Here is a 24471-nt window from a genome sequence, read left to right on the forward strand (position 1 = left end):
ATTAATAACACATATAAACATTATTCATATATGGACTCATGTACATTACTTCGGATGGAATTCCTGTTCCATTATACACTTCTGGGTTATCTTTCAATTTATTTGCTGTAATTTCAAATAAATACAATTTGTAATTATTCCCATCACTGGTAGCTACTGCCAATTTATTTATTTTATCAGTAATTGTCTCATCCATATAATCAGTATAATCAAATATCCAGTGTTTTATCAACACTATATTTTCTCCACTTGGAATAGCCAAGGAACCGTTATCCCGTACAACCTCCTGTTCTTTTTTATTGACTAAATCATAATAATATAACTTATCATTTACTCCAAAATAAAGCATTTGATCTTTACGATGCATCCCGAAACAGCTTGCCGCAGCTAATTTACTTCCAGCCTCTACAGTCTGTATATCTGTGATTCTATTTTTCAAGTAATCATTTTCGAAATTAACCAAACATTTCAGATCAAAATAAAATATAGCACGGCTACCATCCTTTTTATTATTCATCACCACATACCCTTTACCTCCTTCCCACATTCCTTCATCCAAAAATCCGGCATAAATAGGTTCCATATCCGGATAAGCAAGAGAATAGGCAGAATTTTCATCATTTTTAAAATAAGAAAGAGAAGTAACATTCCTTGCCGATGTACAAAATTGTCCTGATTTCAAGTCAAATAGCAAAGGACACATTGTACCATTTTTCGTAAAGACACTCGATAATTTATAATCTCCCTCTTTCGGGTACGACAATTTATTCAGACCAAAAGCATCATCATATCCTGAATAGGTATATAGATATCCATCATTGATAAAGCCACTTTCTTCCGATCCCTCATACCATTTCTGTGGAGCAACAGTTGGCGCATTTTCAAAGAATAGTGAATTAAAATCACCCAGCTGTTTCATATCCGAAATCCGCACCAATGAAACATCTCCTTCCGAAGCCAATAAAAGGCATTGATTACCTGTTTCTACTTTATCCTCCTCTTCATTCGCCCATGTATAATTACCCACAAATCCCAAAGATCGAGGCTTTCCTGTCAACATTTTTCCCTGTGTTTGTTGTAACAAATCCGTATTCTCTTTTCCTTTCCAGAAGAAATCAAGATCAGTACCCCCTTCTTTCTCCTTCAATACATACCAACCTCTGGAATTTTGCGATTCCACGCTCAAACTAGAATATACATACTTCGTTATTTCAGTTTCCCGGTCACGGTACGCAAAAATCAACTGATAGGAAGACAATGACAACGAAACCGTATAATCCAAATCTTTCTCTAAAGACAAAGTATCTATACTTTTCCTGAAATCATTCTTATCATAACACATCCATATATAATCGTATACCCGTTCTTTATCCTCAGATTGAATCGTCGGAGTAATAACCAACTTTTCCATAAAAATAGCCGTGTACATACTATCAATACCCGCTACTTCAGCTTGATTTAAAGCATGATAGTCATAATTCCCCTTGTCGTCATAACAAGAAATACAAAACAAGGGAAGTAATATCAATAAAAATAAATATAAATTTCTCATAACCATATTATTTAAGGGAATACCACTTCATGACCATTTTCATCCATCAAAGGAGGATTGTTAGCCGGGTCTGCATTATACTTTTCTAATTCTTTTTTTATCTTTTTCAAAAGATATAAACCTTCAGCCGTTGGTCCCGCTTTAATATAAAGCTTTATACAATCATTATCCCATTTTTCACCCGTGGCATTGATCATAAAACGATGTTTTACCTCCGACCAATTTCCTAAATAAGTTGCACAATCATAATCAGTGTCTTTCCAAACTGTCGGACGCTCCAATTTATCGGAAATCGTGATCTTTTTTACAACGTATTTAGGTACTCCGGTCTCGAAATCATCAGAAGGCAACAAACGCAACTCCAATTTACGAGCATTCTCCTGCAAACTTTCATCCTCACGCTTCACAACAATCTTCACGGTGACTCCATTCTGGTTAGCCGGTAAAACCAACTCATGATTTTCCCCACCAAAGGCCTCAAAATGCACTCCTTCCTTTGCCGGATACTTCATATCCACATAAACAGAGTCTACCACCTTACTGGGATCTTCTGTATCGTAAGTATATTCCCACTCTTTTGTCACCTGCTCAAAACGAATCGTCCGCGGATAATCCACAACTTCTCCAACAGACATGATTCCAATATTCAACGTGTCGATTTCTTTATCACTTGAAAAGTAAGCAAAGGTATACACCTCATCTAATGACGAAGAAAACTGGACAAAATTTCCTCCTTTGAAATTCATATAATCTGATGAACAACCACCGCACAATCCCACGGCAAGTGTTATTCCTAATAAATATCTTAGTTTCATTGAACTTACATTTTGTAATTATTCTTCATATTTAATTTCACTCTTAGGCACTGGCAACACGTACACGCTTGTACTTCCCGGCGTGTTTGACCACATGATCATTTCATCATTCCGACGTTTATATTGATAGAACGCTTGCCCTTCCCCGTAGAACTCTTTGTGATACTCCATGGAAACAAACTGATTCTTTTGATCTACCCCAGCATTATCCATATCCAAAGATATACTTCGTGCTGTTAATAACTGATTAATCAATGGTTGATAAACCGCAGAATTATCACTACATTCAATAGCAATCAGATACATTTCATATAATCTGACAAGAGGTATCTGCTCCCGTGTAGCAACCTGAGCCTCACTCTGTTTGTATTTCATCAAGACGTAACGGTTTCCGGTAGTTACTCCCTGTAACTGCTGCCACAATTTCCCATCACCCCGAACGTCCGTAACATCTCCCTCAAATAATTCTGCAATTAAACTTTTTGTCTGTTCAACACCCCCGGAACGATAAATAAATGTTTCTGTAATATCTTCCAAATCGTATACATGCACAGAAAACAAGTGTTCAGAGCTAGCAATATAGTCCTTGTTTGTAAAATTCTCAGGCTGACTTAACTTAAACTGCTCTCCTACCCCGTCAATCACTTTCTTCGCATATTCTGCCGCTTTCTCTTTGTTTTGAATCCACAAATAAAAACGTGCCTTCACTGCCATGACAGCCCAGTAATTCATCCGATTCTGACGATAAGTAAAATAATCATCATCTATCCCTTTTTTCTCTACCTCTTCTAATAAGGTCTCTGCCTCATTTAAATCTTTTTCCAAAAAAGCGATATACTCTGCCCATGTATTCACGGGCATATTCTGCCGGGATACCTCTCTCGCATAAGACAAGATCTTCTTATCTGTCTGTTTTCCCGGAATCGGACCATACAACCGCAACAAATCCAAATGACAAAAAGCTCTTAATCCTAATGCCTCTCCCTTGATCAGTTTATACATATCTTCCGACAAGACACCATTATCAACAAAATCCAAAAGGTTATTGACATTAACAATTGCATTATAAAAATCTGTATACACCCCATCAATTATGGATTGGACGTTACTATTTTCATAATCGTAAGCACTGATATACCCGGATAATTCCGAAGCATTCGATTTCCAATGTTGTGCCAGATATTCGGTCAACTCCATGGTCAAAGTTTTCCCGTAAAGAGAATTACTCTTCAGCTTGATATAAACCCCTGTCAATGTATTTTTAAAACCATCTTCAGTAGAAAACATTTCTTCCTGTTCCACCCGGGTCGACGGTTTCACATCCAACCAGTTACTGCATCCCGTTCCCAACAGGAGACAACCACTAAGTATATAATATATAATTCTTTTCATATTACTATTCCATTAAAAAATTGCAGAAAGAGAAAAACTAAATCTACGGGAAAACGGATATGCAATACCACGTTCTTGTTTGATTGTTGATATCCGGAATAAATTATCCATATTAAATGCAACTGAAAAATGCTGCATTCCCAAATATTGTTTTATCCAATTCTGAGAAAAATCATATTTTACTTGCGCACTTTGGCATTCCAACGTATTTTCTTTCTGTACAAAACGAGAAGTCATTTGTGTCGCAGTCTTATCTTTCACGTCCTTGAAAAAGGTATGGTCTCCCGGTTCTCTCCAACGATCCTTATATACCCTACGATCAACATTATATTTTACATCTGCATTTTCAACCCGATCAATTAATGTCGAATTATAAGCATATCCACCAAAACGGTAAGCAAACGAAAGATTCACGCTAAGATCCTTCCAAGTAAACATGGTATTGATATTTCCCCGGAATTTGGGATCCTGCACCCCACAGGCCTGTTTATCACGAGCATCCCATACATAAGTCAATTCGCCAAAACGATTCACATACAATTCTTTACCCGTACTCGGGTCGATTCCCAACGAAGGAACCACATATAGCGTACGTAATGCCTCCCCTTCCCGATAAAGGAAGTTCGGATTTGAACCTCCAGCTGCTTCCAATTCTTCGTTTTCTGCCTTCAAAGCATCCGAAATCTTCACGATTTCATTCTTTTCATGAATCATGCTAGCAGATAAGGACCAAATTATATTTTTCTCCGTATTCCGAATCAAGAATCCCGATGCTGACAATTCCACCCCGGTATTTCTCACTTCACCAATATTTGCGGTATAACTAGAGAATCCATTCGCTAACGGGAGATACATCTCTGACAACAAATTATCTGTTGTATTTCGATAATAATCAGCCGTTACTCTCAAACGGTTATTCAAGAAAGCCAATTCAAGTCCCACATTCCATTTGTCAGTTTGCTGCCATGTCAAATCCTCATTTGCCAATCCCATCAATTCACTACCAAACCAATACCGATAGCGATCACCCGTAAAATACTCATAACTGGCTAATGCCTGATAAGCACTAAAATTTACAGCTCCCGTCACAGCATAGGATGCACGTAATTTTAAACGGTCCAACCAAGCAATCCCTTCCATAAATTTCTCTTGATTAATATTCCAACCTAAACCAAAGGAATAAAAAGGAGCAAACCGTTTATCACTACCAAAATCCGAAGCCCCGTCAACACGATAAGAAATATCAGCAAAATAACGTTTATCATAGATGTAGTTCACGTTTCCAGTAACCCCAAGACGCCTTTTTACAGATTCTGACCCCGATGGTTTTCCATCCTTTTCATACTGTAAGGCCATTGACAACATTTTCAGATTTGCCTGTGGAAATCCTTCCATCGTGAAAGTATAAGATTTTGATTCTGACTGAGCTAGATTATAGTTCAACCCGGCATACAACTCATGTTTATCGCCAAAAGTTTTTGAATAACTCAACGTTATATCCCAATCATAACTAAATCCTTTATCAGAAGAATAGATGTACTTTCCTTTTCTGAAAATCTGATCATCCGTGTAATCTTTAAAATCAGAATGCTCCGCCGGTTTGAAATTATCCCCGTTACTTAATGTTTTGGTCAATCCGATTCGTGAACGTAACGTCATATTTTTCAACGGTCTCCACTCAATAGCAAAGTTATCTGTAATCGTTGTTGTCGTTGTTTGATTTACCAAATCCAATGTTGCATCGTACAAGGGATTAGCCGGTCCAGGATTGAACAAATCGTTTGTCTCTTCCAATTCTTTTACAACTTTCCCGTTTTCGTCTACCCCCGTCCAGTAAGGATTTAATTTCACGTATTGGTCAAATGAACCATAAGAAGATTCATTGGATTCACTTAATCCTACCTCCAGACTATTTCGGAATAATAAAGATCCCAATTCATAAACCAAATCTACATTCCCGTTGAAAGTTTCACGGTTAGAGCCTTTCATTACACCCTTAACATCATTATACTGTACAGATGCGGAATAACGGAAACCACCTTCCCCACCTCCTTCTAAACGAAGATTGTGTTTGTGACCAACTCCTGTACGCAAAGGCTTGGATAACCAGTAGGTATCAACCCCGCTCTCCACGGCCTCTTTCACTTTCGTATAACGTTCTTGTAAACGCATCGTCTCGTTAGAAAAATTTCCTTCATAAAGTCCTGCATCTACCTCCAATTGTAATTTTTCCCGTGCATCCAGCAAATCATAATCTGTCAGATCCGGGATCTCCACGTTCAGACTTCCCCGATAAGACAAACGCAATTTTCCGACTTCTGGACGCTTAGATTCAATCACAACAACCCCATTGGCTCCACGGGAACCATAAATAGCCGTTGCGGATCCATCCTTTAATAACGTCACTGAACTAATATCCTCATCATTCAAATCCAGCATTCGCTGTAACGAGATTTCAAAACCATCCAAAATGATTAAAGGTGTGTTCAAACTACTTGTCTTCGTTTCGTTTTTTAAGTCTTCTACGGTAGGCAAACTTGACGTTCCACGAATTTGCACTTCCGGTAAATGATTCGGGTCCGACCCATACGTATTGTCCTCAATGATATTAAATGTCGGATCAATATTCTTCAGCGTTGATAACAAATTACGTCCTCTAAATGATTTTAGTTCTTTTTCTGTAATTGTTGAAACCGCACCCGTAAAACTTTCCCGTGATTTTTTAAAAATACCAGTCACGACAACATCTTCCAACTCATTCTCAGCAGGTTTTAACACAACTGTAAGTTTTGCCATCTCTTTGTTACCATCAACCATAATTTCTTTAGATTCCATTCCAACCATGGAAAACTGCAACGTGTGTTTCCCTGCCGGAATTGAAAAGGAGAATTTCCCATCGATATCTGTCGCGGCACCAATAGAAGTTCCTTTTATCAACACGGTCACACCCGGTAAAGGCTCTCCTTTTTCATCAGTGACCACCCCGGACATCTTCACGGATTTTTGTTGGGATTCATTAGCTTTCCGCTCTCTTACCACAATTACACCCCGACTTACCTCATAACTGAAACGTGTTCCTTCAAAAATTCGATTCAGCGCATCTTCCACCGTAACTTTTTCCAACTTCATATCCTTACAAGGAACATCTCTCAGTACATTTTCATTATAAAGGATGTTTACCCCTGTCTGATCTTTGATCTTCATCAACACGCCACTTAGCGTCTCCGACCTGATGTCCAAAGAAACCATTTTGCCTTGCGCACTTACCGAGGTTGGAACTAAAACAACCAGCCCAACCATCAGGATATAAGCTAAACGCATAACTAAGAATTTTTTTCTCCAACAAAGGGACGATGTATAATCATCCAATCGTTTTTTCTTCATAAATTTGTCAAACATTTTATTTGTATTAAATGAATAATATGAAAACTAGAGGGTATAAATAGTTGGTAGCTTGCTATACCCTCTTTTATTAATTTCCTTTCCGTATATATACCGTTCGATCCTTTATTTCAAACTTCACATTCACGCCAAGCTCAAAAAGAGAAAGAAATTCCTGTATATTGGTAAATTTATCCAGATTTCCAGAAAACTCTAATGCCTTCAATGTACTATCTTCAAACACGACCTCTACATTATACCATCGTGATAATGTCTTCATAATCATATCCAATCTTTCTCCTTGGAAAGATAATCGGTTATCTTTCCAACCGATATAATGGTTTACATTTATTTTCCGAACTATCGACTGGCAATTTTCTTTTTCAAATATCAACTGTTCTTCCGGTTTCAAAATTACTGATGGATTCATCCCATCATCAAATTTCACTTTACCGTTCACCAAGGTTGTGACCAAAGCAGACTCATCCGAATAACATTTTATATTAAATTCTGTTCCTAATACCTCAATCTTTCCAGATTCCGTTTTTACGATAAAAGGAGCAGACTCATCTTTCACCACGTCAAAATACGCTTCACCACTTAAAATGACTTCCCGCTTATCACCGGCAAACATAATCGGATATTTCAAATGTGAATCCGAATTCATCCATACTCGTGTACCGTCTGACAATACTAACAAATATAAACCACCCCGAGGAACTATCAATTGATTAAAAACAGTGGTATCTGGCATTGTCCGTTTCAAACGATTATATTCCAATCCTGTTGAGTCTGCAGCAATCAATACATTCCCGGCCTCTTCCAAACTACAATGCCCTTTCCCCAACACGACTTGTTCCCCATCCGCTCTCACTAATATCGCTTTCATCTCTGCCGGAAGAATGTTTTCCTGCTTTGCGATCATATTCGTTCCCGGTAATAATACTTCGACTTGTTTCCACTGTAACAATATGATACAAACAATAGCTACACACGCCGCACTAGCCACCCACATAATCATCCGCACACGCTTTTTCCTCTCCACCTGACGTTTCATCCGTAAAAAAGCATCTTTTCCTGAATAATATTTCCGTTTTTCTAACTTCTCGCTCACATACTCCGCATCCAGTAACTTCTCCACGATACCATCTTTATCCTCCTCCACGTCCTTCACCTCTGCCAACAGATGTCCCATCGCTTTATCTACAACCATACGTGACCGATCATATATCTCTTCCCATTTCATATTATTTCTGCCTTTATTTTGACAACAGACACTCAATATGAAAAAACGGGTGACAAAAAAATAAAAAAAATTAGTTATCCTACACGAAAAATAATCCGGCAATTACCATCCAGACATCCCCTAATTGCTCACGTACAAAAGCATAAGCCCTCTTTTTTTGTGTTTTTATAGTATTTTCAGAAACTCCCAACTTTTCGGCCATATCCTTCACCTTTTCCCCTTTCATACTTCGTAATAAAATATCTCGCTGTTGTTCAGGCAAACGGATAATCACGGTGTAAAAACGGGTAATGGCTTCTTCCTCCAAAGCCATTTCTACAGCATCACATTCATCACTAATGACTTGTCCCATCCACACCTCATGTGCCTTCTTACTTCTCTTCTGATCTCGAACAAAATTAAGCGCAGCATTGTACACGGCACGGTACAGATAAGCAGTTATCACTTTTATATCTTCAAAACAGACAGTTGAAAGCCACAATTTCACGAAACATCCCTGCACCACATCCTCCACCATTTGATCATTCCCCATAATTTTTGCCGCATAGCAACATAGTGGAGCATAAAAATAATCATATAGCTCAACCCAAGCTTTATCCTCTTTACGATTAACCCCATCTAAAAATTGCCTGTATTCCATCACAACTCTCTTAAATCTCACAAATATATCGATTCCAATATTATCTGCAAAAATATAGTTGTAAAAATCAAAGTTCGTAAAACCCTCCATACATTAGGCCAGACATTTGTGCCACTTTTCTTCAGAAACCATCTTTCAATGAATACATTATCATTCCATATTTAAAAAATTGTATTGTCCTGAAAAAAGTTTACTATAAACCAATTTCAGGAAATTACATTCCTTGTCCCCCCAATCATTGTACCGGAATACAAATTTCAGTGATCAAATTTTCCGGTGTAGTATGGTCCGGATGATTCAAGTACTTTTCGAAACCGGGGGTATCTCCCAGCTTATACCCTTTTTCGGGAATCCATTTTGCATAAATCGTATCGTAGACGGCATGAAGGTTTTCATACGGTCCTTGGTAGCGGAAGATCGCATATTTCCCGCCGGGGATTTCTTTTACTCCCACTTCTCCTTTCGGTTTCCCGACACGGGGTAACACGAGGCACACGGACGTGCGCAATTTATCCTGTTCCGTCACTTTCGGATCATCATGGTACACGCAGAGGAACTCCACGTCCGGGGCAAAAAGATTTTCCTCCCGCACGTAATTCCACAGTTTTTGCCATGCGGCACAATAATCCAACTGGTTATATGCACCTGTCAGCCAAACGTAAATCACTTGTTTCGGGGCCAACACCTGTTCTTCAAATTCTAGTTTCAAATCGGGTCTTACTTCTACTGGTTTCATAATCGTGTAATTTTTATTATTACGGTATCCATTCGGCGAAATACCATAGAATTGCTTGAAACTTTTCGACAAAGAAGAAGGCACGTCATACCCGACCCGATAAGCAATGTCCTGCACGGACAAATCGGAATAGCGTAACAAGCGAGCTGCAGTCTCGACACGTACCCGGGTGATGAAAGCCCCGACAGGCTCTCCCAGAAAGGCCCGCACGATCCGGTGGAAATGCCAAGGAGAGAAACCAGACATCTCGGCTAACATCCCGAGATCGATATTCTCATCCAGATGATTGTTGATATATTCCACGATCACGTTGATCCTTTTCAAGTACTCTTCTTTCGTTGTCAATTTCTGTTCCATATTCTTTTGTATTTCGAGACAAAGGTAAGACCCTGAATTGGGAGAGACTTTTCCGATCTTGCTAAATTAGTTTGTAAGGTTCTCTACACCTCCCCCTTCACAAATTGAAAGTCCAGCCAGTAAGTTGCCCGCTTTGCCGTGAATTTCAAAACACAATAAGTCGGGTCGTTCACCCCGCCCGGGAAATGCTCGATAAACCAATCCTGCCACAAGGCTTTCTTTTCCGCCTCGTCGGTAACAATCTCGATGTACCCGGTCAACACGACACTGTTAATCTCCTTCTGGAAACACACTCCCGCTTTAGGATTCACCCGAAAGTGTTCCGTTTTCTCGGAATACGTTCCGGTAGCAAACCAGATAGTAGTTATCCCTTCCGTTTTCACCTTTGACATCGGCACAGGACGGGGAAAACCGTTTTCATCAATAGAAGTCAGTACCACACTTTCGCATTGCTCCAATAATAATTCCGCTTTTCGTTTCAATTCTTCCATATATCCATCTTATTTAATTATAAATACAAAAGTAGAGTTCCGGGAAAAGAATCTTTTGTAAAAAATCGACTTTTATTCCCCCAAATAAGTGATCGGAGTATCTGCCGGCAAGGACGTGAAAACCATCGGCGAACTACCCGATAATTTCTTGAACTCTTTCACCAAGTGAGAAGAATCATAATACCCACAATCGACCGCCACGGAAAAGAGGTTATTCCCGGAAACCTGACGAAGTACATCCATTGCCCGACGAAATTTCACGACCCGGCTATACTCTTTTGGCGTGTAACCCGTGGCATGTTTAAAACGACGTTCAAAATGACGTTGACATATACACACCCGACTCATCAACTCCCGAACAGGCAACAATCCCCCGGCCTGACGGATCACCCCGGTTGTCCACACGATTTGCTTGTCAACCTCTTCGGCATATTTTAACCGGGATATCAGAAAAGTTTCGATCACTTGCAACCTTTCCGCCAGCGTACTTTTCTCCCTTAAAAGAGAGGCGAACTCTTCATGAAAAAGAAATCCCACGTCCCTCAAATGAAGTCTCTGCCCACTCAGCTCCCCTAAAGGCTTTTTCGTGAAAATAGTCAACCCGCAGGGAGTAAATCTGACCCCGATCATGTGTAGTGATCCGGCACAAACCGACAACTCCGAGTAAGTCTTCATCGCTCCCACGAAATAACCGTGTAAAGGATCAACGCCAAACCGATTTTTATCCTCTAGGTTACGCGCATCATCCAAGTTAAAAATGAAATCGGTACAACCATCAGGCAAAATTTTCATCTTCTCGCCCATTTCCGGTGAACCTTTCACCTCCCAATATTTGTCTATATAAGGAGATAACACGGGATGAGGGGGATATTCTTGGTACATGGGTTCAATTATTGGTATCAAGGCAAAGCTACTAAAAAAATCCGGGACGACCATACCATCTCCAACACAGGCATCATTTGGAGAAAAGTCCCTTCCACAGGTAACTTGGGGAGAAATTCCACAACTGGGGCAAAATTTTCCCCAATCGTGGAATTCAGATAAACACACGTACAAACTGTTTTTCAACACGTTATCATTTTACAACACGAATGGCACGGGCATTGCCTTTATTTAGGCATAGAATAAAACATCAAAACAAAAAACTATGAGAACGTTTATTTTTTTAGCAGTCAGTTTGTTTTTCATCGCCTCCCTCGGAAGTTGCGTGGAAAGTTCACAAAAATATAAAGCTTTACAAGCAAAAGCAGATTCTCTACAAGCCGTTAGCAACGGACAAAGTGACGAAATGGATAAACTTTTAGCAGATCTGAATGACATTTCCGCCGGAATGCAATCTATCCGCGAGGCCGAACACATTCTGGCCATCGAATCACAGAGTGACACGAAAAACAGCAAGAGTAAAAGCCAGATTACCGCTTTAAAAAATGACGTGCAAGCGCTTTCTGACGCTATCGCCGGTTACAAAGAAAAAATTGCTAAACTGGAAGGGACTAACAAAAGACAATCCGCTGAATTCAAGAAATTAATTGCCGGATTAAACGAAGAGTTAGCCATCAGAGATCAAAAGATCAACGAAATCAACCAGATTTTAGCAGCCAAAGAAAAGGAACTAGGTATCAAGACTCAACAAATAGCAGAACTTAACCAAAACGTGAGTAATTTACAAGAGGAATCAACTTCCCAAAAGGAAACGATTTCCAGTCAAGACAAATCACTCAACACGATCCACTACTTGTTAGGTTCCAGAAAGAGTTTAAAAGAGGCTAACGTGATTTCAAGACAAGGAATCTTCTGCCCGCCGATCGTTTCCTCTCAAGCTCAAAACGCAAAATTCGTGGATGCCGATATGCGTGAATTGACATCCATCCCGTTAAACACTAAAAAAGCCAAAATACTTTCTGTTCACCCTAGCGAATCATACGCACTGGAAACCGGGGATGACGGTATGCAGACTTTGAAGATTAACAACCCGAGTGCATTCTGGAAACAAACGAAGTACTTGGTAGTGATGATCAACGAGTAGCCTTAGATTCACACACTCATATACACACAACACACACAGGTAAGGTGTTCGGGGTCCTCCCGGACGCCTTTTTTCATGCCCGTTTGTTTTTTCCCTTTATTTTACCGTTATTTGTAATAACCTAATTACACGGACTCATGAAAATAGCCTTGCTCACCTTGTTATGTGTTATCGCTAGCAATGAACCGGACTTCGTCAGCCAGCAAAAGAAATATCCCCGGGTACGAAACGCCTACCACGAAAAAGAGGCATTACTGACCCGAAGATTAAAAGAACACAACCTTTCGTTGGACAACCTGAATATTCTTATCATGGCGTATAAAACAGAATGTGTCATGGACATCTATGCCAAGAAACGGGAAGACAAGGTGTATAAAAAGATTACAACGTATAAGATATGTGCCCGTTCCGGCTCTCTCGGCCCCAAACGTCATCAAGGAGACTTACAAATCCCGGAAGGTTTCTACCACATCAACCACTTTAATCCCACAAGTAACTATCATCTCTCTTTGATGATTAACTACCCAAACCATTCAGATAAGCTGAAAAGCAAAGCCTCCCACCTCGGAGGCAATATCTGCATTCATGGAAATTGCGTAACGGTAGGCTGTCTTCCCATGACAGACGACAAGATCAAGGAAATATACATCTATGCCATACAAGCCCGTCAATCCGGTCAGGAAAAGATACCCGTGTACATCTTTCCTTTTAAATTCTCGGACGAAAAGAATAAAAATTACAGCGAAACCTATCGTGCCTATCCTAACATATTAGATTTTTGGAAGAATCTTGAAACAGGGTATAATCTATTTATCAAGGATTTAAAGGAGTTAAATATCTCCGTGGACAAACTCGGTAACTATCAATTTTCAAAATAACGGAATAACCTGTCTCTAAAAACACTACCTTAGTACCTTATTACAATAAGGAGACAGCAATATGCTATTCAGTAAAAACGAAAACAAACCGGCATCCTCCATCGAGGAAAAAATAAAACTCTATCGTCGTCAGGGTCACATTGTTCCCCCCCGAAAGATTATCAAGAACGCGGAACAGATAGAAGGCATCCGTGAAAGTGCAAAAATAAACACGGCCGTGTTGGATCACGTGGCGGCTAACATCCGGGAAGGAATGTCAACCGAGGATATTAACACGTTGGTATATGATTTTACCTTGGCACACGGGGCTATCCCCGCACCGTTGAATTACGAGGGCTTCCCCAAAAGTGTATGTACTTCCATTAACGAAGAGGTATGTCACGGAATACCGGACAAGAATATCATTTTAAGAAGTGGAGACATTATCAATGTTGATGTTTCCACTATATACAACGGTTACTTTTCAGATGCATCCCGTATGTTCATGATCGGGGAAGTTGCGGAAGATCGCCAAAAACTGGTGCGTGTCACGAAAGAATGTCTGGAAAAAGGCATCGAGGCCGCACAACCTTGGCGTTTTCTCGGAGACGTAGGCGCTGTTATTCAAGAACATGCCGAAAGTAACGGGTACTCGGTTGTCCGGGAATTCTGCGGACACGGGGTCGGCTTGAAATTCCACGAGATTCCGGAAGTAGAACACGTGGGAAGACGGGGTACGGGAATGCTGCTCGTTCCGGGCATGATCTTCACGATCGAACCGATGATTAACATGGGAGAACGGGATATATTCATCGATGAAGATAATGATTGGACGGTTATTACCGAAGACGAACAACCTTCCGCTCAATGGGAAAACACCATATTAATCACGGAAACCGGGAACGAAATATTAACCTGGTAACCCGTTTAACATGGCTAGCGAACAAATACCTTCCCCCTTGGTTGATCTCCTGCGGCAATACAAACTATTGCAAGAGGAATTCGAGTTTGAAAAAGAGACATTCTACCAACAAACACAACGTGCAGGAATCCCTAAACGGATTCAGCAAGGCGTTTGTTGGTATCCCGTGTCAGCGAATAAAAGTTACTACAACTCGTTAAACCAGCTCATCATCGAGATCAAACGGGATGAGAATGATGACACGGATCATAATTTCGAATACGGTCGTCCGGTTTGCTTTTTCCGTTTTGACCAAACGGGGGATCTGCGTTATTTCAGTTTCGCGGCAACCATCAGTTACGTTCATGAAAACACGATGCTTGTCGTGTTGCCTAACTCCAACAGCCTTCTGGATATTCAAGGATGCCCGGATCTAGGCGTGCAACTCTACTTTGACGGGACCTCCTATAAAACCATGTTTGCCGCCCTAACGGAAGTCATGGAGGCCAAGAATAACCGCCTTGCCCGCTTACGGGAAGCCATACTGGGAAACGAGATGGTGGAACAACGGAAACTTCAACCGATTCACTTGATGTGGCTGAACCATTCACAGGAACAAGCGGTAAACCGAGTACTGGCAGCCAAAGAGGTTGCAGTTGTTCACGGCCCTCCCGGAACCGGAAAAACAACCACGCTCGTCGAGGCCGTCTACGAAACACTGCGACGGGAGAATCAAGTAATGGTTTGCGCCCAAAGCAATACTGCCGTTGACTGGATCGCAGAAAAACTACTGGACCGGGGAGTCAATGTACTACGAATCGGGAATCCCACACGGGTAAACGACAAGATGCTGTCATTCACGTACGAACGCAAATTCGAATCCCATCCTGCCTACCCCACGTTGCGAGCCGCGAGAGCATCCATCCGGGAACTCTCCGGACGCCTGAAACGCTTGAAAGGAGCCAAACGGGAATCCGCCCGCCGGATGCTGCATGATTTACGGGACCAAGCCATCAAATTGGAAATCAAGATTGATGCCCAACTCTTCGGGGAGGCCCGCGTGATTGCCTGTACGCTGGTCGGTTCCGCCAATAAACAATTAAACGGGAAAATGTTCTCCACCTTGTTTATCGACGAGGCCGCACAAGCTTTAGAGGCTGCTTGCTGGATTGCCATATCCAAGGCCTACCGGGTAATACTTGCCGGGGATCACTGCCAGTTACCTCCCACCATCAAATGTTACGAAGCAGCGAAAGGTGGGTTGGATCGCACGCTACTCCAAAAGATTATCCAGCGTAAACCCGAAACTGTTTCCATGCTCGAAACACAGTACCGGATGCACGAAGACATCATGTACTTTCCCTCGAAATGGTTCTACAAAGGCCGTTTGCAGGCATCTCCGGAAGTACGCCACCGTAATATTCTCGAATACGACACTCCCATCGAATGGTTCGACACGGCTCTCTGCGAGTTCTCGGAAGATTGTGTTAACGAAACGTATGGACGAATCAACAAGCCTGAAGCCGAATTGTTGGTAAAACAATTACAGGAATATATTGAGAAAATCGGAATCGAACGAGTGCTGGATGAAAGAATCGATTTCGGGTTGATATCCCCTTACCGGGTGCAAGTACAATATATCCGGCAAATTATCAAACGGAACCGCTTCTTTATCCCCTTGCGGAAACTCATCACGATTCACACCGTGGACGGGTTCCAAGGCCAAGAACGGGATGTTATCCTAATCAGTCTCGTACGGGCCAACAGCGAGGGAAACATTGGATTCCTGAATGACCTGCGCCGCATGAACGTGGCCATCACCCGAGCCCGCATGAAACTCATCATTCTGGGAGACGCCACCACACTCACCTCCCATCCGTTTTACAAGGCCTTGTACGAATATATCCGGGAGAAGGGAAAAATCATCGAGATCCACCCGGAAACACCCGACACGGCCCCATCCAAGCAAAAGTAACTTTATTGCAACATTATTTTCATTCGAATGTAACAATTCTGCACCTACTTTGTACTCGTAAAAAACAGAATGTTATACCAGATGAAGTATGTTATACAATAGAGAATTAAGTTGGCTTTCGTTTAACGAACGTGTCATGCAGGAAGCCCAGGATAAGAGCGTCCCGCTTATACAACGCCTCCGTTTCCTCGGAATCTATTCCAACAATCAAGATGAATTTTTCAAGGTGAGAGTTGCCAACCTAGAACGGCTGGACAAGAAAAAGAAAGAAAAGGATAAAAAACTCTCCGGAAACCTAACCTCGCTGGAACTACAACGCAAAGTGTCGGAAAAAGTCTGTGAATCCCAAAAAGAATTCGAGAACACCTACACGCAAATTCTGGACGAAATGGTCAGCCATCATATTTACGTGGTTCATGAAAATGCTCTAGATGAAAACGAAAAACAATTCTGCAGACAATACTTCTCGGAGAAAATCAGTCCGTTACTCGTTCCGCTGATGTTAAGAAAAAGCGTCCGGCTCCCCTACCTGCAAGACGAGCGCATCTATCATGCCGTTAAAATGGTCAACAAGAATTCTACCAAGAACAACCGATACGCCATCATCGAAATACCACACAACAGCCTCTCACCCCGGTTCATCGTACTGCCTTCCCCAAACGACAATACCCGGATCATCTTCATTGATGACATCATCCGTCTTTGTCTGGATGATATATTTTTCATGTTCTCGTATGACGAGATCTCGGCCTACACTTTCAAATTCATGCGGGATGCAGAGCTGACACTAGATGACGACGTATCGAAAAGCCTTGTTGAAAAAATGGAGCAGGGATTGAATAAAAGACTTTACGGTCGTCCCGTTCGTCTCGTCTACGACGAAGCGATGCCCGGAGATCTGCTCAACATCCTCACCGACAAGTTAGGACTAAGTAAAAGTGGTAATCTTACTCCCGGCGGGCGCTATCATCTGATGCGAGATCTGATGAAATTTCCTAAAATTAATCCAAAATTAGAATACGAAGAGGTTTCCCCGTTACGCCATCCAGCCTTTAAACCTTTTTCCAGCGTGATCGACGTGATCCGGAAACAGGACATTTTGTTAAATTATCCCTATCACACGTTCAACCATTTCATCGACTTTATGCGGGAAGCCGCCATGGACCCGCACACGGATTCAATTTACATCACGCTATACCGCACGGCCGAAAGGTCAAAAATCATCAACACGCTAATCAATGCCGCCAAGAACGGGAAAAAGGTCGTCGTGTTACTGGAATTACTGGCCCGATTCGACGAAGCCAGAAATATCGACAATGCCGAGGCATTAAGACAAGCCGGGGTAAAAGTAATTTACGGGATACCGGGACTGAAAGTCCATTGCAAACTCGCCTTGGTCAAACGTCGGGAAGGCTCTCAATTAAAGGGATATGTACACGTGGGAACCGGAAATTTCAATGAGGACACCGCCAAAATATACAGTGATTTCAGCCTGTTCACCGCCAACCGGACCGTGGCGGAAGATGCGGAACGTGTCTTCGAGTTCCTACAAAATAATTACAAACAACTCGATACGGACCTACTACTGGTCTCCCCCTACAACATGCGGGAACGTTTCGAATCCTTGATCGACAACGAAATCAAAAACGCTAAAGACGGAAAAAAGGCTTACATTTACGTAAAATGTAACAGCCTCACGGACGAACGGATGATCGGACTACTCTACAAGGCCAGTAAAGCCGGGGTACGTGTACGCTTAATCGTGCGGGGAGCCTGTTGCTTGATGCCCGAAGTAAAAGGCCTAAGCGACAACATCAGGGCTATCAGTATCGTGGATAAATACCTTGAACACGCCCGCCTGATCTTGTTTTACAACGGGGGAAAAGAAAAGGCATTTATTCTCAGCGCAGACTGGATGACCCGCAACCTAAGCCGCAGAGTGGAAGTCGGTATCCCGATTCAAGATAAAACCATACTGAACACGCTAAAAAATACATTTTCCATCCAGTGGAAAGACAAGGTAAAAGCCCGGAACCTGAATTTAGAGGTCATAAATCAGCGGGTGTCACCTTCCTCACCGGATGAAACAGACCTGCAAACTCGCTCACAAGTGGCACTATACAATTTTTACGCATCACAAAACGAGACACAAAAATGACCATAAACACGAAAACACTGGCCGCTATCGATATCGGCACGAATGCAATCCGACTTTTCATATCCAACGTGGAAGAATACCCCACGGAAACCCTGTTCAAAAAAATAGCCTTTCTGCGAGTACCCATCCGGTTAGGAGAAGACGTATTCACAACAGGAGAAATAGGGCAACAGAAAAGAAAACGCCTATGCGAAACCATGCAGGGATTCTCGTATATCATGTCTGCATTCAACGTGGAAAGCTACAAGGCATACGCGACCTGTGCCATGCGAGAGGCTCGAAACGGTAAATCCGTGGCCGAACAGATACAAAAAGAGTGTGACCTGAACATTGAAATCATCAGCGGGACCAAAGAGGCAGAAACCATTTTCGCCGGAGGCATGAACGAGGTGGTGGATGATGACAAAACCTACTTATACGTGGATGTCGGTGGCGGTAGCACCGAGGTAATTGTTTATAGCAAATCCGTCAAGGTCGAGGCTTGCTCTTTTCCGCTGGGAACCGTGCGTATGTTAAATGACGCCGTGGACAAAGAGGAGATGAAACACTTCAAAAAATGGTTGAAAAACATCACGGAAAAATATACCCCGGATGCCATTATCGGGTCGGGCGGAAATATCAACAAGATTCATAAATTACTGAATAAAAAGGAACGGGAACGAATCACATATCAGGAACTGGATATTCTTTACGAATACATGAAATCCTTCAACCTCGAAGAACGGGAACGGATCATGAAACTGAACACCTACCGGGCCGACGTGATCATACCCGCCATGAAAATATTCCTCACCGTGGGAAAAATATGCAAGATAAATGAAATCATCGTCCCAAAACTCGGATTATCTGACGGGATCATCCGGTTGCTATACGAGGAGGAAAAGAGAGGGAGAGTATAGACTTTACAAGCAGAAAGCGTGTTAAAATGCCTTTTAACACGCTTTCTTAAATCAAAAACAACAACTAGACTCAACAGATCACTTGCTTTAAACCACTAATCCAAGCATCTATTCTCTTATCAGTCTGGTCAGATTCATTGGATTCATCCAAGGGAAGTCCCACGAACAGACCATCCACACAAGCCTCGGAAGAGTCGTAACTATACCCATCGGTATCCACCGAACCGGCAAATTGACACCCACTTCCTTGTAGCTCGTTATAAATTATTCCGATAGCATCGCAGAAAGACCCGCCAAAAGAGGCAGAATCCCCGCATCCGAAGATTGCCACGGTCTTACCCGACAAATTCTTCGCTTTCAGCTTATCCAAGAAATCGTTCCAATCATCCTGCAACTCTCCGATTCCCCATGTAGAACTACCCAGCAACAAAACATCGTACTTGTCGACCTCGTCCACTTTTGTAGTTCCCACGTTATGTATATCTTCACTTGCAACACCCAAACGAGCCGCAATCGTTTCAGCTACTCCTTCGGTTGCTCCCGTCGTGGAGCCATAAAATATTCCAACTTTCTTCATCTCGATGTATTATTTTATTTTGTACATGACAAAGATAGCGCACCCGACAATACCGGAAAATCCCTATATATGATTAAATTTACCCCCGCCAACCCCTATTCATGGGGATGTGGTTAAAGCAGTAACAAACCATGATCCCGGATCGCCTGCATCTCTTTGCTATACCAGAAAGGCAGGAAGTCATCGTTAAACAGGATCTCGTAATTCCGACTAAAGTCTTCCAGCAGATAAGGATTCACGGCATCCACTCCCACCTGCATCAGCGACTCGTGGATAAAATGAGCCCAGTCACCTCTCATTTTGATCGCCATCTCCCGGCTATTCGTATGTAGCAATAAAACGATCGAATATTTTCCTTTTTTCACGCTCTCCGGCCCCAACTCCACCCGACCTCCTAACCAGTATAGGCGCCGGGAATGTAATTTTTCCACGGGTTCCTGTTCTTCCGCCATGTGTGCGACAAAGCGAGGCGGAATCGTGGTTGCCGGAATCTTGCAGTCAAACCACTTTTGTAAAGGCAAATCAAACCCCACTCCCCGCATATAATTATATAGTGAACGACTTAATCCATCCCCCAGTTCGTCATGATCACCACCTTGCAAATCCTCGAACGCCACATCATTCCGGGCAAAGCCCCCGAAAGGCGGTTCAGTTACCCGGGTTCCGAATCGTTCGGGACACAAACCCACCGGACTATGTGCCGTCATGGCAAAACGATGCCAAAAACCGGAATGGATATATCCCAGCTCGAATAACTGGCGCACCACTTCAAGCGAATCAACAGTTTCCTGTGTTGTCTCCGTCGGGAAACCATACATCAAGTAAGCGTGAACCATGATTCCCGTCCCCGTGAAATGATTGGCCGAACGGGTTAGTTGCTCCAGAGTGACCCCTTTATTGATCAAGCCCAACACCCGGTCAGACGCCACCTCTACCCCGCCCGACACGGCAATGCAGCCGGATGCCTTCAGTAAACGGCACAGGTCTCGTGTATAAGCCCGTTCAAAACGGATATTCCCCCACCAGACAACCGTCAGTCGTCGGCGCAATATTTCCAGAGCCAGCTCTTTCAATAAAGCGGGAGGCGCAGCCTCATCAACAAAATGGAAACCACCTTCCCCCGTCTGTGCCATCACTTGTTCCATACGGTCAACAAGCGTTTTCACCTCATTCGGTTCATAACGCCGGATATAGTCCAGACTCCCGTCACAAAAACTACACTTTCCCCAATAACACCCGTGAGCCAGAGTCAGTTTATTCCATCGTCCGTCACTCCACAACTTATGCATCGGGTTTACGATCTCGATCACCGAAACATACCTGTCTAACAACAATCCGGAATAATCGGGTACGCCGACTTCCTTCTGCGGAATAATCACGGCCGACTCATCATTCAAAAACTCGACCTTCCCGTCTCGTAAGCAAAATGCGCGTACCAAATCGGAATCCCCGATCTGCCCCGTCACGTGTTCAAGCAAACGCACTAACGGCAACTCACCGTCATCCAACAACAAGTAATCGGTAAAGTGGAAGAAACGCACGTCTGTCAATGACCGCAATTCCGTATTGGCAAATCCCCCACCCATCACCACCGTGACTTCCGGGTAATTAACCTTGATCCACTCCCCGCAACGCAAAGCACTATAAAGATTCCCGGGGAACGGGACAGTGATAGCCACCACCTCCGGACGATATTCTTTCATCCGGCCCGCAAGTAGCCGTATCAGGTAATGATCCGTGAAAGTCAAAGGCTTTGCCAGCTCTGCATTCAACTCATCAAAAGAAGAGGCCGAACGCCCCAGATGCTCCGCGTAGCGACTAAACCCGAAATGCTCATCCACGGTCTCTTGCAAGAAATCAGACAAATCTTCCAAGTACAAGGTAGAAAGGTAACGAGCTTTATCCTCCAACCCCATCACCCCGAAGGCCCATTCCGTATCTTCCTCCTGTTCGAAACGACTTGCCCGGGGCAGGAAATAGGATTCGCAAATCGAGTAAGCCAGCGTCCGGTTCCTTCCTTGCAGGAAAGCCATGACCGCATCAATTGTGCGCTCGTACTCCTCCTGCAAAGCAAAAATACGCCGGGCATTGTCCGACAAGCGGATTTCCCGGGCTGCCACCTGTTGAAAAAGCTCATGCAGCCCCCGGGATGAAAATATTTCCAGAATCACTTCCAAGCTCAAATCAACCTGCACGGAATCAACTCCTTTCGTGTTCAAAAAACCTTTCAAATACATCATCGCCGGGTAAGGTGTATTCAACTGCGTAAACGGTGGTGTCACCAGCAACACCTTAGGGGAAACATTCATTATCTTGAATTTATGATTAAACAAATGTACACTTTTTTAATTCCAAGACAAAATTTAGGATATGCCACTTTTATTTCTTAATTTAGCGAATCGTAAAACTACTAACATTTAGCTATTATGAGTAGAAAGGAAAAAAGCATTGAATTATTAAACAAAGCAGTTGCTGACGAATTGCTTGCCGTACACCAGTACATGTATTTTCATTTCCGTTGTGACGATATGGGCTACGACCTGTTGTCCGGGTTATTCAAACGTACCGCCATCCAAGAGATGATGCACGTGGAACAGCTTTCAGAACGTATCTTATTCTTGAAAGGAGAAGTGGAAATGAAAACCTCCGGGGATGTTCAGAAAATCCACGAACCGAAAGAAATGCTGGAATTGGCCACGGCCATGGAAGAAGGTAGTGTAAACGACTATAACGCTTGGGCTCAAGAATGTGCTGCCAATGCGGATGCCGTATCCAAGAAACTATTCGAAACGCTTGTTGCCGAAGAAGAAGTTCACCAAGATCAGTATGAAACAGAACTGGACAACTTGGAGAAATTCGGAGCCAATTACTTGGCCCTGCAATCTGTTGAACGCAGTAAAAGCGTGGCCGTGGGAACCGCTCCCGCGGGAGAATAAATGATTAAGAAAGCGACTCAAAACGGGTCGCTTTTTTTCACCTCGGGCTTTATCAACAACCGCAATGACTGATCGTACGTCACGTAACTCCACATCCAGTTGATAAATATAAACAACCGGTTCTTCACCCCCACGATACTCATCAAGTGAACCAACAGCCACAATAACCATGCAAAAAATCCACTGAAACGAATACCGGAAATCTCTGCCACGGCATCATTCCTCCCGATCGTGGCCATGGACCCCTTGTTCATGTATTTAAAAGGACGCAAGGGTTTCCCCTTGATCATGTGTCGTAAATTCTTCGCCAACAAACTTGCCTGCTGTATGGAAGGCTGCACAACTTGCGGGTGACCGTTCGGGTAGTTCTCCGCCACCATCAAGGCGGTATCCCCCAACGCGAATATATCCGCCATCCCCTGTACCCGGTTGAACTCGTCCACGAGAAGACGATTTCCCCGACCGTAGATATCTTGAGGTAACCCTTCCAGACTGTTCGCCTTCACCCCAGCTACCCAGAACACGTTGTTCGTAACAACCTGTTCACCATCCACGAACGTCAATTTTTTTCCGTCATACTCTTTCACGAACTTTTTCAACAGCACCTCTACCTTCATATCCTTCAAATTCCGAATAACGTCCTCCGAAGATTTCTGTGAAAAAGCGTTCAGCAACCGTTCTCCCCCGTCTACCAAGAGAATCCGCATCTCGTTCCAATCCAGTTCCGGGTAATCCTTCGGTAACACGAACTTCCTCATTTCTGCCAAAGCACCTGCCAACTCGATCCCCGTGGCCCCACCTCCCACAATCACGAACGTCAGCCAATGTCTCCGTTCCTCTGCATTCGACGTGTTCAGCGCCCACTCGAAACTCTCAATCATCCGGTTCCGGTTGAACAAGGCGTCCGATGTCGTCTTCAACTGCATCGTCCGTTGTGCCAACGTTTGATCCCCGAAATAGTTCGTTCCTGCCCCTGTGGCAATTACCAAATAATCATAAGAAACATCCCCGATGGAAGTCTCCAAACGATTCTCCTGCGGGATCACCCTCTCTGCCGTGCATATCCGCACATGAAAATCATGTCGTCTCTTGAAAATCTTTCGGAAAGGAAAAGAGATCGCACTCGGCTCAATTCCCGATGTTGCCACCTGATACAGCAAAGGCTGGAAAAGGTGATAATTATTTCGATCTAATAATATAACTTGAAAATCCCGGTCATTCAACCGACGAGCCAATTTCAACCCTCCAAAGCCACCACCCACAATAACAACTCGTTTTTTGGTTCCTTTACTAGGAATATTGCTCATTGTTTCCATACACGTAATAACTTTTATCTTCAGTTATACGTGATATTTCATTGAATCGTTCCGTTCCCGGTTAAAAATAAAAGTTCATAAAGTCGATAAGGTTTATAAACAAAGGGGTTGTCCAAAAAGTCCTGCCTGTATTTGCCAACTACCCCCTCCAGCTCCCCCTGTGTAAGGGGGAGTTAGTGGGGGTAGTTGTTTAAAATTGACTTTTTAACAGCCCCT

Annotated in this window: 19 protein-coding genes; 7 read left to right on the forward strand and 12 right to left on the reverse strand. The window is 42.9% G+C overall.

Annotation, left to right across the window (positions count from 1 at the left end):
* Window position 1: 1 nt before the first annotated feature.
* From QVC79_RS16330 to QVC79_RS16370, 9 genes are all read right to left on the reverse strand, one after another.
* Window positions 2–1552 carry a PKD-like family lipoprotein gene (locus QVC79_RS16330; protein ID WP_270594870.1) on the reverse strand — a complete coding sequence of 517 codons (1551 nt, stop codon included), beginning with the start codon at window positions 1550–1552 and terminating at the stop codon, window positions 2–4.
* Window positions 1553–1563: 11 nt separating this feature from the next.
* A complete protein-coding gene (locus QVC79_RS16335; RefSeq protein ID WP_124317998.1) occupies window positions 1564–2367 on the reverse strand; it encodes a DUF4843 domain-containing protein in 804 nt (267 codons plus the stop codon).
* A gap of 18 nt (window positions 2368–2385) precedes the next feature.
* Window positions 2386–3759, reverse strand: coding sequence for a RagB/SusD family nutrient uptake outer membrane protein (locus tag QVC79_RS16340; RefSeq protein ID WP_151412123.1), 1374 nt, complete (start codon window positions 3757–3759; stop codon window positions 2386–2388).
* 12 nt (window positions 3760–3771) lie between these two features.
* Window positions 3772–7080, reverse strand: coding sequence for a SusC/RagA family TonB-linked outer membrane protein (locus QVC79_RS16345; protein ID WP_229783015.1), 3309 nt, complete (start codon window positions 7078–7080; stop codon window positions 3772–3774).
* A 151-nt stretch (window positions 7081–7231) separates the two neighbouring features.
* Entirely contained in the window at window positions 7232–8386 is a 1155-nt protein-coding gene (locus QVC79_RS16350) for a FecR family protein (protein WP_124315842.1), read from the reverse strand.
* Between the two features lie 79 nt (window positions 8387–8465).
* Window positions 8466–9026, reverse strand: coding sequence for an RNA polymerase sigma factor (locus tag QVC79_RS16355; protein ID WP_167513938.1), 561 nt, complete (start codon window positions 9024–9026; stop codon window positions 8466–8468).
* A 235-nt stretch (window positions 9027–9261) separates the two neighbouring features.
* Window positions 9262–10119: an AraC family transcriptional regulator gene (locus QVC79_RS16360; protein ID WP_087421848.1), complete on the reverse strand. Its 858-nt coding sequence runs from the start codon at window positions 10117–10119 to the stop codon at window positions 9262–9264.
* 83 nt (window positions 10120–10202) lie between these two features.
* Window positions 10203–10610 (reverse strand): pyridoxamine 5'-phosphate oxidase family protein, encoded by a 408-nt coding sequence (locus QVC79_RS16365; RefSeq protein ID WP_087421847.1) that lies wholly within the window; start codon window positions 10608–10610, stop codon window positions 10203–10205.
* A gap of 72 nt (window positions 10611–10682) precedes the next feature.
* Window positions 10683–11678 (reverse strand): helix-turn-helix transcriptional regulator, encoded by a 996-nt coding sequence (locus QVC79_RS16370; RefSeq protein WP_229128219.1) that lies wholly within the window; start codon window positions 11676–11678, stop codon window positions 10683–10685.
* Window positions 11679–11757: 79 nt separating this feature from the next.
* On the opposite strand from QVC79_RS16370, the gene QVC79_RS16375 reads away from it, so the two are divergent.
* The 6 genes from QVC79_RS16375 (at window position 11758) to QVC79_RS16400 (ending at window position 19426) form a co-directional block, all read left to right on the forward strand.
* Complete coding sequence (locus QVC79_RS16375; RefSeq protein ID WP_270594877.1) at window positions 11758–12636, forward strand: Cbp1 family collagen-binding glycoprotein adhesin; 879 nt, start codon at window positions 11758–11760, stop codon at window positions 12634–12636.
* Window positions 12637–12773: 137 nt separating this feature from the next.
* Entirely contained in the window at window positions 12774–13514 is a 741-nt protein-coding gene (locus QVC79_RS16380; protein WP_124315838.1) for a L,D-transpeptidase family protein, read from the forward strand.
* Between the two features lie 61 nt (window positions 13515–13575).
* Window positions 13576–14415, forward strand: coding sequence for a methionyl aminopeptidase (locus tag QVC79_RS16385; RefSeq protein ID WP_124315837.1), 840 nt, complete (start codon window positions 13576–13578; stop codon window positions 14413–14415).
* Between the two features lie 10 nt (window positions 14416–14425).
* Window positions 14426–16369 carry an AAA domain-containing protein gene (locus tag QVC79_RS16390; protein ID WP_270594880.1) on the forward strand — a complete coding sequence of 648 codons (1944 nt, stop codon included), beginning with the start codon at window positions 14426–14428 and terminating at the stop codon, window positions 16367–16369.
* An 88-nt stretch (window positions 16370–16457) separates the two neighbouring features.
* Window positions 16458–18527, forward strand: coding sequence for a polyphosphate kinase 1 (gene ppk1 / locus QVC79_RS16395; RefSeq protein ID WP_124315835.1), 2070 nt, complete (start codon window positions 16458–16460; stop codon window positions 18525–18527).
* Window positions 18524–19426, forward strand: coding sequence for a Ppx/GppA phosphatase family protein (locus QVC79_RS16400; protein ID WP_221230346.1), 903 nt, complete (start codon window positions 18524–18526; stop codon window positions 19424–19426). Before ppk1 ends, QVC79_RS16400 begins: the two co-directional genes overlap by 4 nt.
* Window positions 19427–19496: 70 nt before the next feature.
* Here QVC79_RS16400 and fldA read toward each other — a convergent pair whose 3' ends face one another.
* On the reverse strand, window positions 19497–20003 hold the full coding sequence (gene fldA / locus QVC79_RS16405) for a flavodoxin FldA (protein ID WP_270594888.1): 507 nt from the start codon (window positions 20001–20003) through the stop codon (window positions 19497–19499).
* Between the two features lie 113 nt (window positions 20004–20116).
* Window positions 20117–22312: a B12-binding domain-containing radical SAM protein gene (locus QVC79_RS16410; protein WP_270594890.1), complete on the reverse strand. Its 2196-nt coding sequence runs from the start codon at window positions 22310–22312 to the stop codon at window positions 20117–20119.
* Between the two features lie 117 nt (window positions 22313–22429).
* On the opposite strand from QVC79_RS16410, the gene QVC79_RS16415 reads away from it, so the two are divergent.
* Complete coding sequence (locus QVC79_RS16415; protein WP_027200056.1) at window positions 22430–22939, forward strand: bacterioferritin; 510 nt, start codon at window positions 22430–22432, stop codon at window positions 22937–22939.
* A 17-nt stretch (window positions 22940–22956) separates the two neighbouring features.
* Here QVC79_RS16415 and QVC79_RS16420 read toward each other — a convergent pair whose 3' ends face one another.
* Window positions 22957–24255: an NAD(P)/FAD-dependent oxidoreductase gene (locus tag QVC79_RS16420; RefSeq protein WP_270594891.1), complete on the reverse strand. Its 1299-nt coding sequence runs from the start codon at window positions 24253–24255 to the stop codon at window positions 22957–22959.
* Window positions 24256–24471: the final 216 nt, after the last annotated feature.

The sequence above is a fragment of the Butyricimonas sp. genome, from assembly GCF_019423355.1.
Lineage (GTDB): Bacteria > Bacteroidota > Bacteroidia > Bacteroidales > Marinifilaceae > Butyricimonas > Butyricimonas faecihominis.

Coding starts and splice junctions, on each gene's coding strand:
- QVC79_RS16330 (WP_270594870.1), bottom strand. CDS start 1,552: ATGAGAAATTTATATTTATTTTTATTGATATTACTTCCCTTGTTTTGT.
- QVC79_RS16335 (WP_124317998.1), bottom strand. CDS start 2,367: ATGAAACTAAGATATTTATTAGGAATAACACTTGCCGTGGGATTGTGC.
- QVC79_RS16340 (WP_151412123.1), bottom strand. CDS start 3,759: ATGAAAAGAATTATATATTATATACTTAGTGGTTGTCTCCTGTTGGGA.
- QVC79_RS16345 (WP_229783015.1), bottom strand. CDS start 7,080: ATGCGTTTAGCTTATATCCTGATGGTTGGGCTGGTTGTTTTAGTTCCA.
- QVC79_RS16350 (WP_124315842.1), bottom strand. CDS start 8,386: ATGAAATGGGAAGAGATATATGATCGGTCACGTATGGTTGTAGATAAA.
- QVC79_RS16355 (WP_167513938.1), bottom strand. CDS start 9,026: ATGGAATACAGGCAATTTTTAGATGGGGTTAATCGTAAAGAGGATAAA.
- QVC79_RS16360 (WP_087421848.1), bottom strand. CDS start 10,119: ATGGAACAGAAATTGACAACGAAAGAAGAGTACTTGAAAAGGATCAAC.
- QVC79_RS16365 (WP_087421847.1), bottom strand. CDS start 10,610: ATGGAAGAATTGAAACGAAAAGCGGAATTATTATTGGAGCAATGCGAA.
- QVC79_RS16375 (WP_270594877.1), top strand. CDS start 11,758: ATGAGAACGTTTATTTTTTTAGCAGTCAGTTTGTTTTTCATCGCCTCC.
- QVC79_RS16380 (WP_124315838.1), top strand. CDS start 12,774: ATGAAAATAGCCTTGCTCACCTTGTTATGTGTTATCGCTAGCAATGAA.
- QVC79_RS16385 (WP_124315837.1), top strand. CDS start 13,576: ATGCTATTCAGTAAAAACGAAAACAAACCGGCATCCTCCATCGAGGAA.
- QVC79_RS16390 (WP_270594880.1), top strand. CDS start 14,426: ATGGCTAGCGAACAAATACCTTCCCCCTTGGTTGATCTCCTGCGGCAA.
- ppk1 (WP_124315835.1), top strand. CDS start 16,458: ATGTTATACAATAGAGAATTAAGTTGGCTTTCGTTTAACGAACGTGTC.
- QVC79_RS16400 (WP_221230346.1), top strand. CDS start 18,524: ATGACCATAAACACGAAAACACTGGCCGCTATCGATATCGGCACGAAT.
- fldA (WP_270594888.1), bottom strand. CDS start 20,003: ATGAAGAAAGTTGGAATATTTTATGGCTCCACGACGGGAGCAACCGAA.
- QVC79_RS16410 (WP_270594890.1), bottom strand. CDS start 22,312: ATGAATGTTTCCCCTAAGGTGTTGCTGGTGACACCACCGTTTACGCAG.
- QVC79_RS16415 (WP_027200056.1), top strand. CDS start 22,430: ATGAGTAGAAAGGAAAAAAGCATTGAATTATTAAACAAAGCAGTTGCT.
- QVC79_RS16420 (WP_270594891.1), bottom strand. CDS start 24,255: ATGGAAACAATGAGCAATATTCCTAGTAAAGGAACCAAAAAACGAGTT.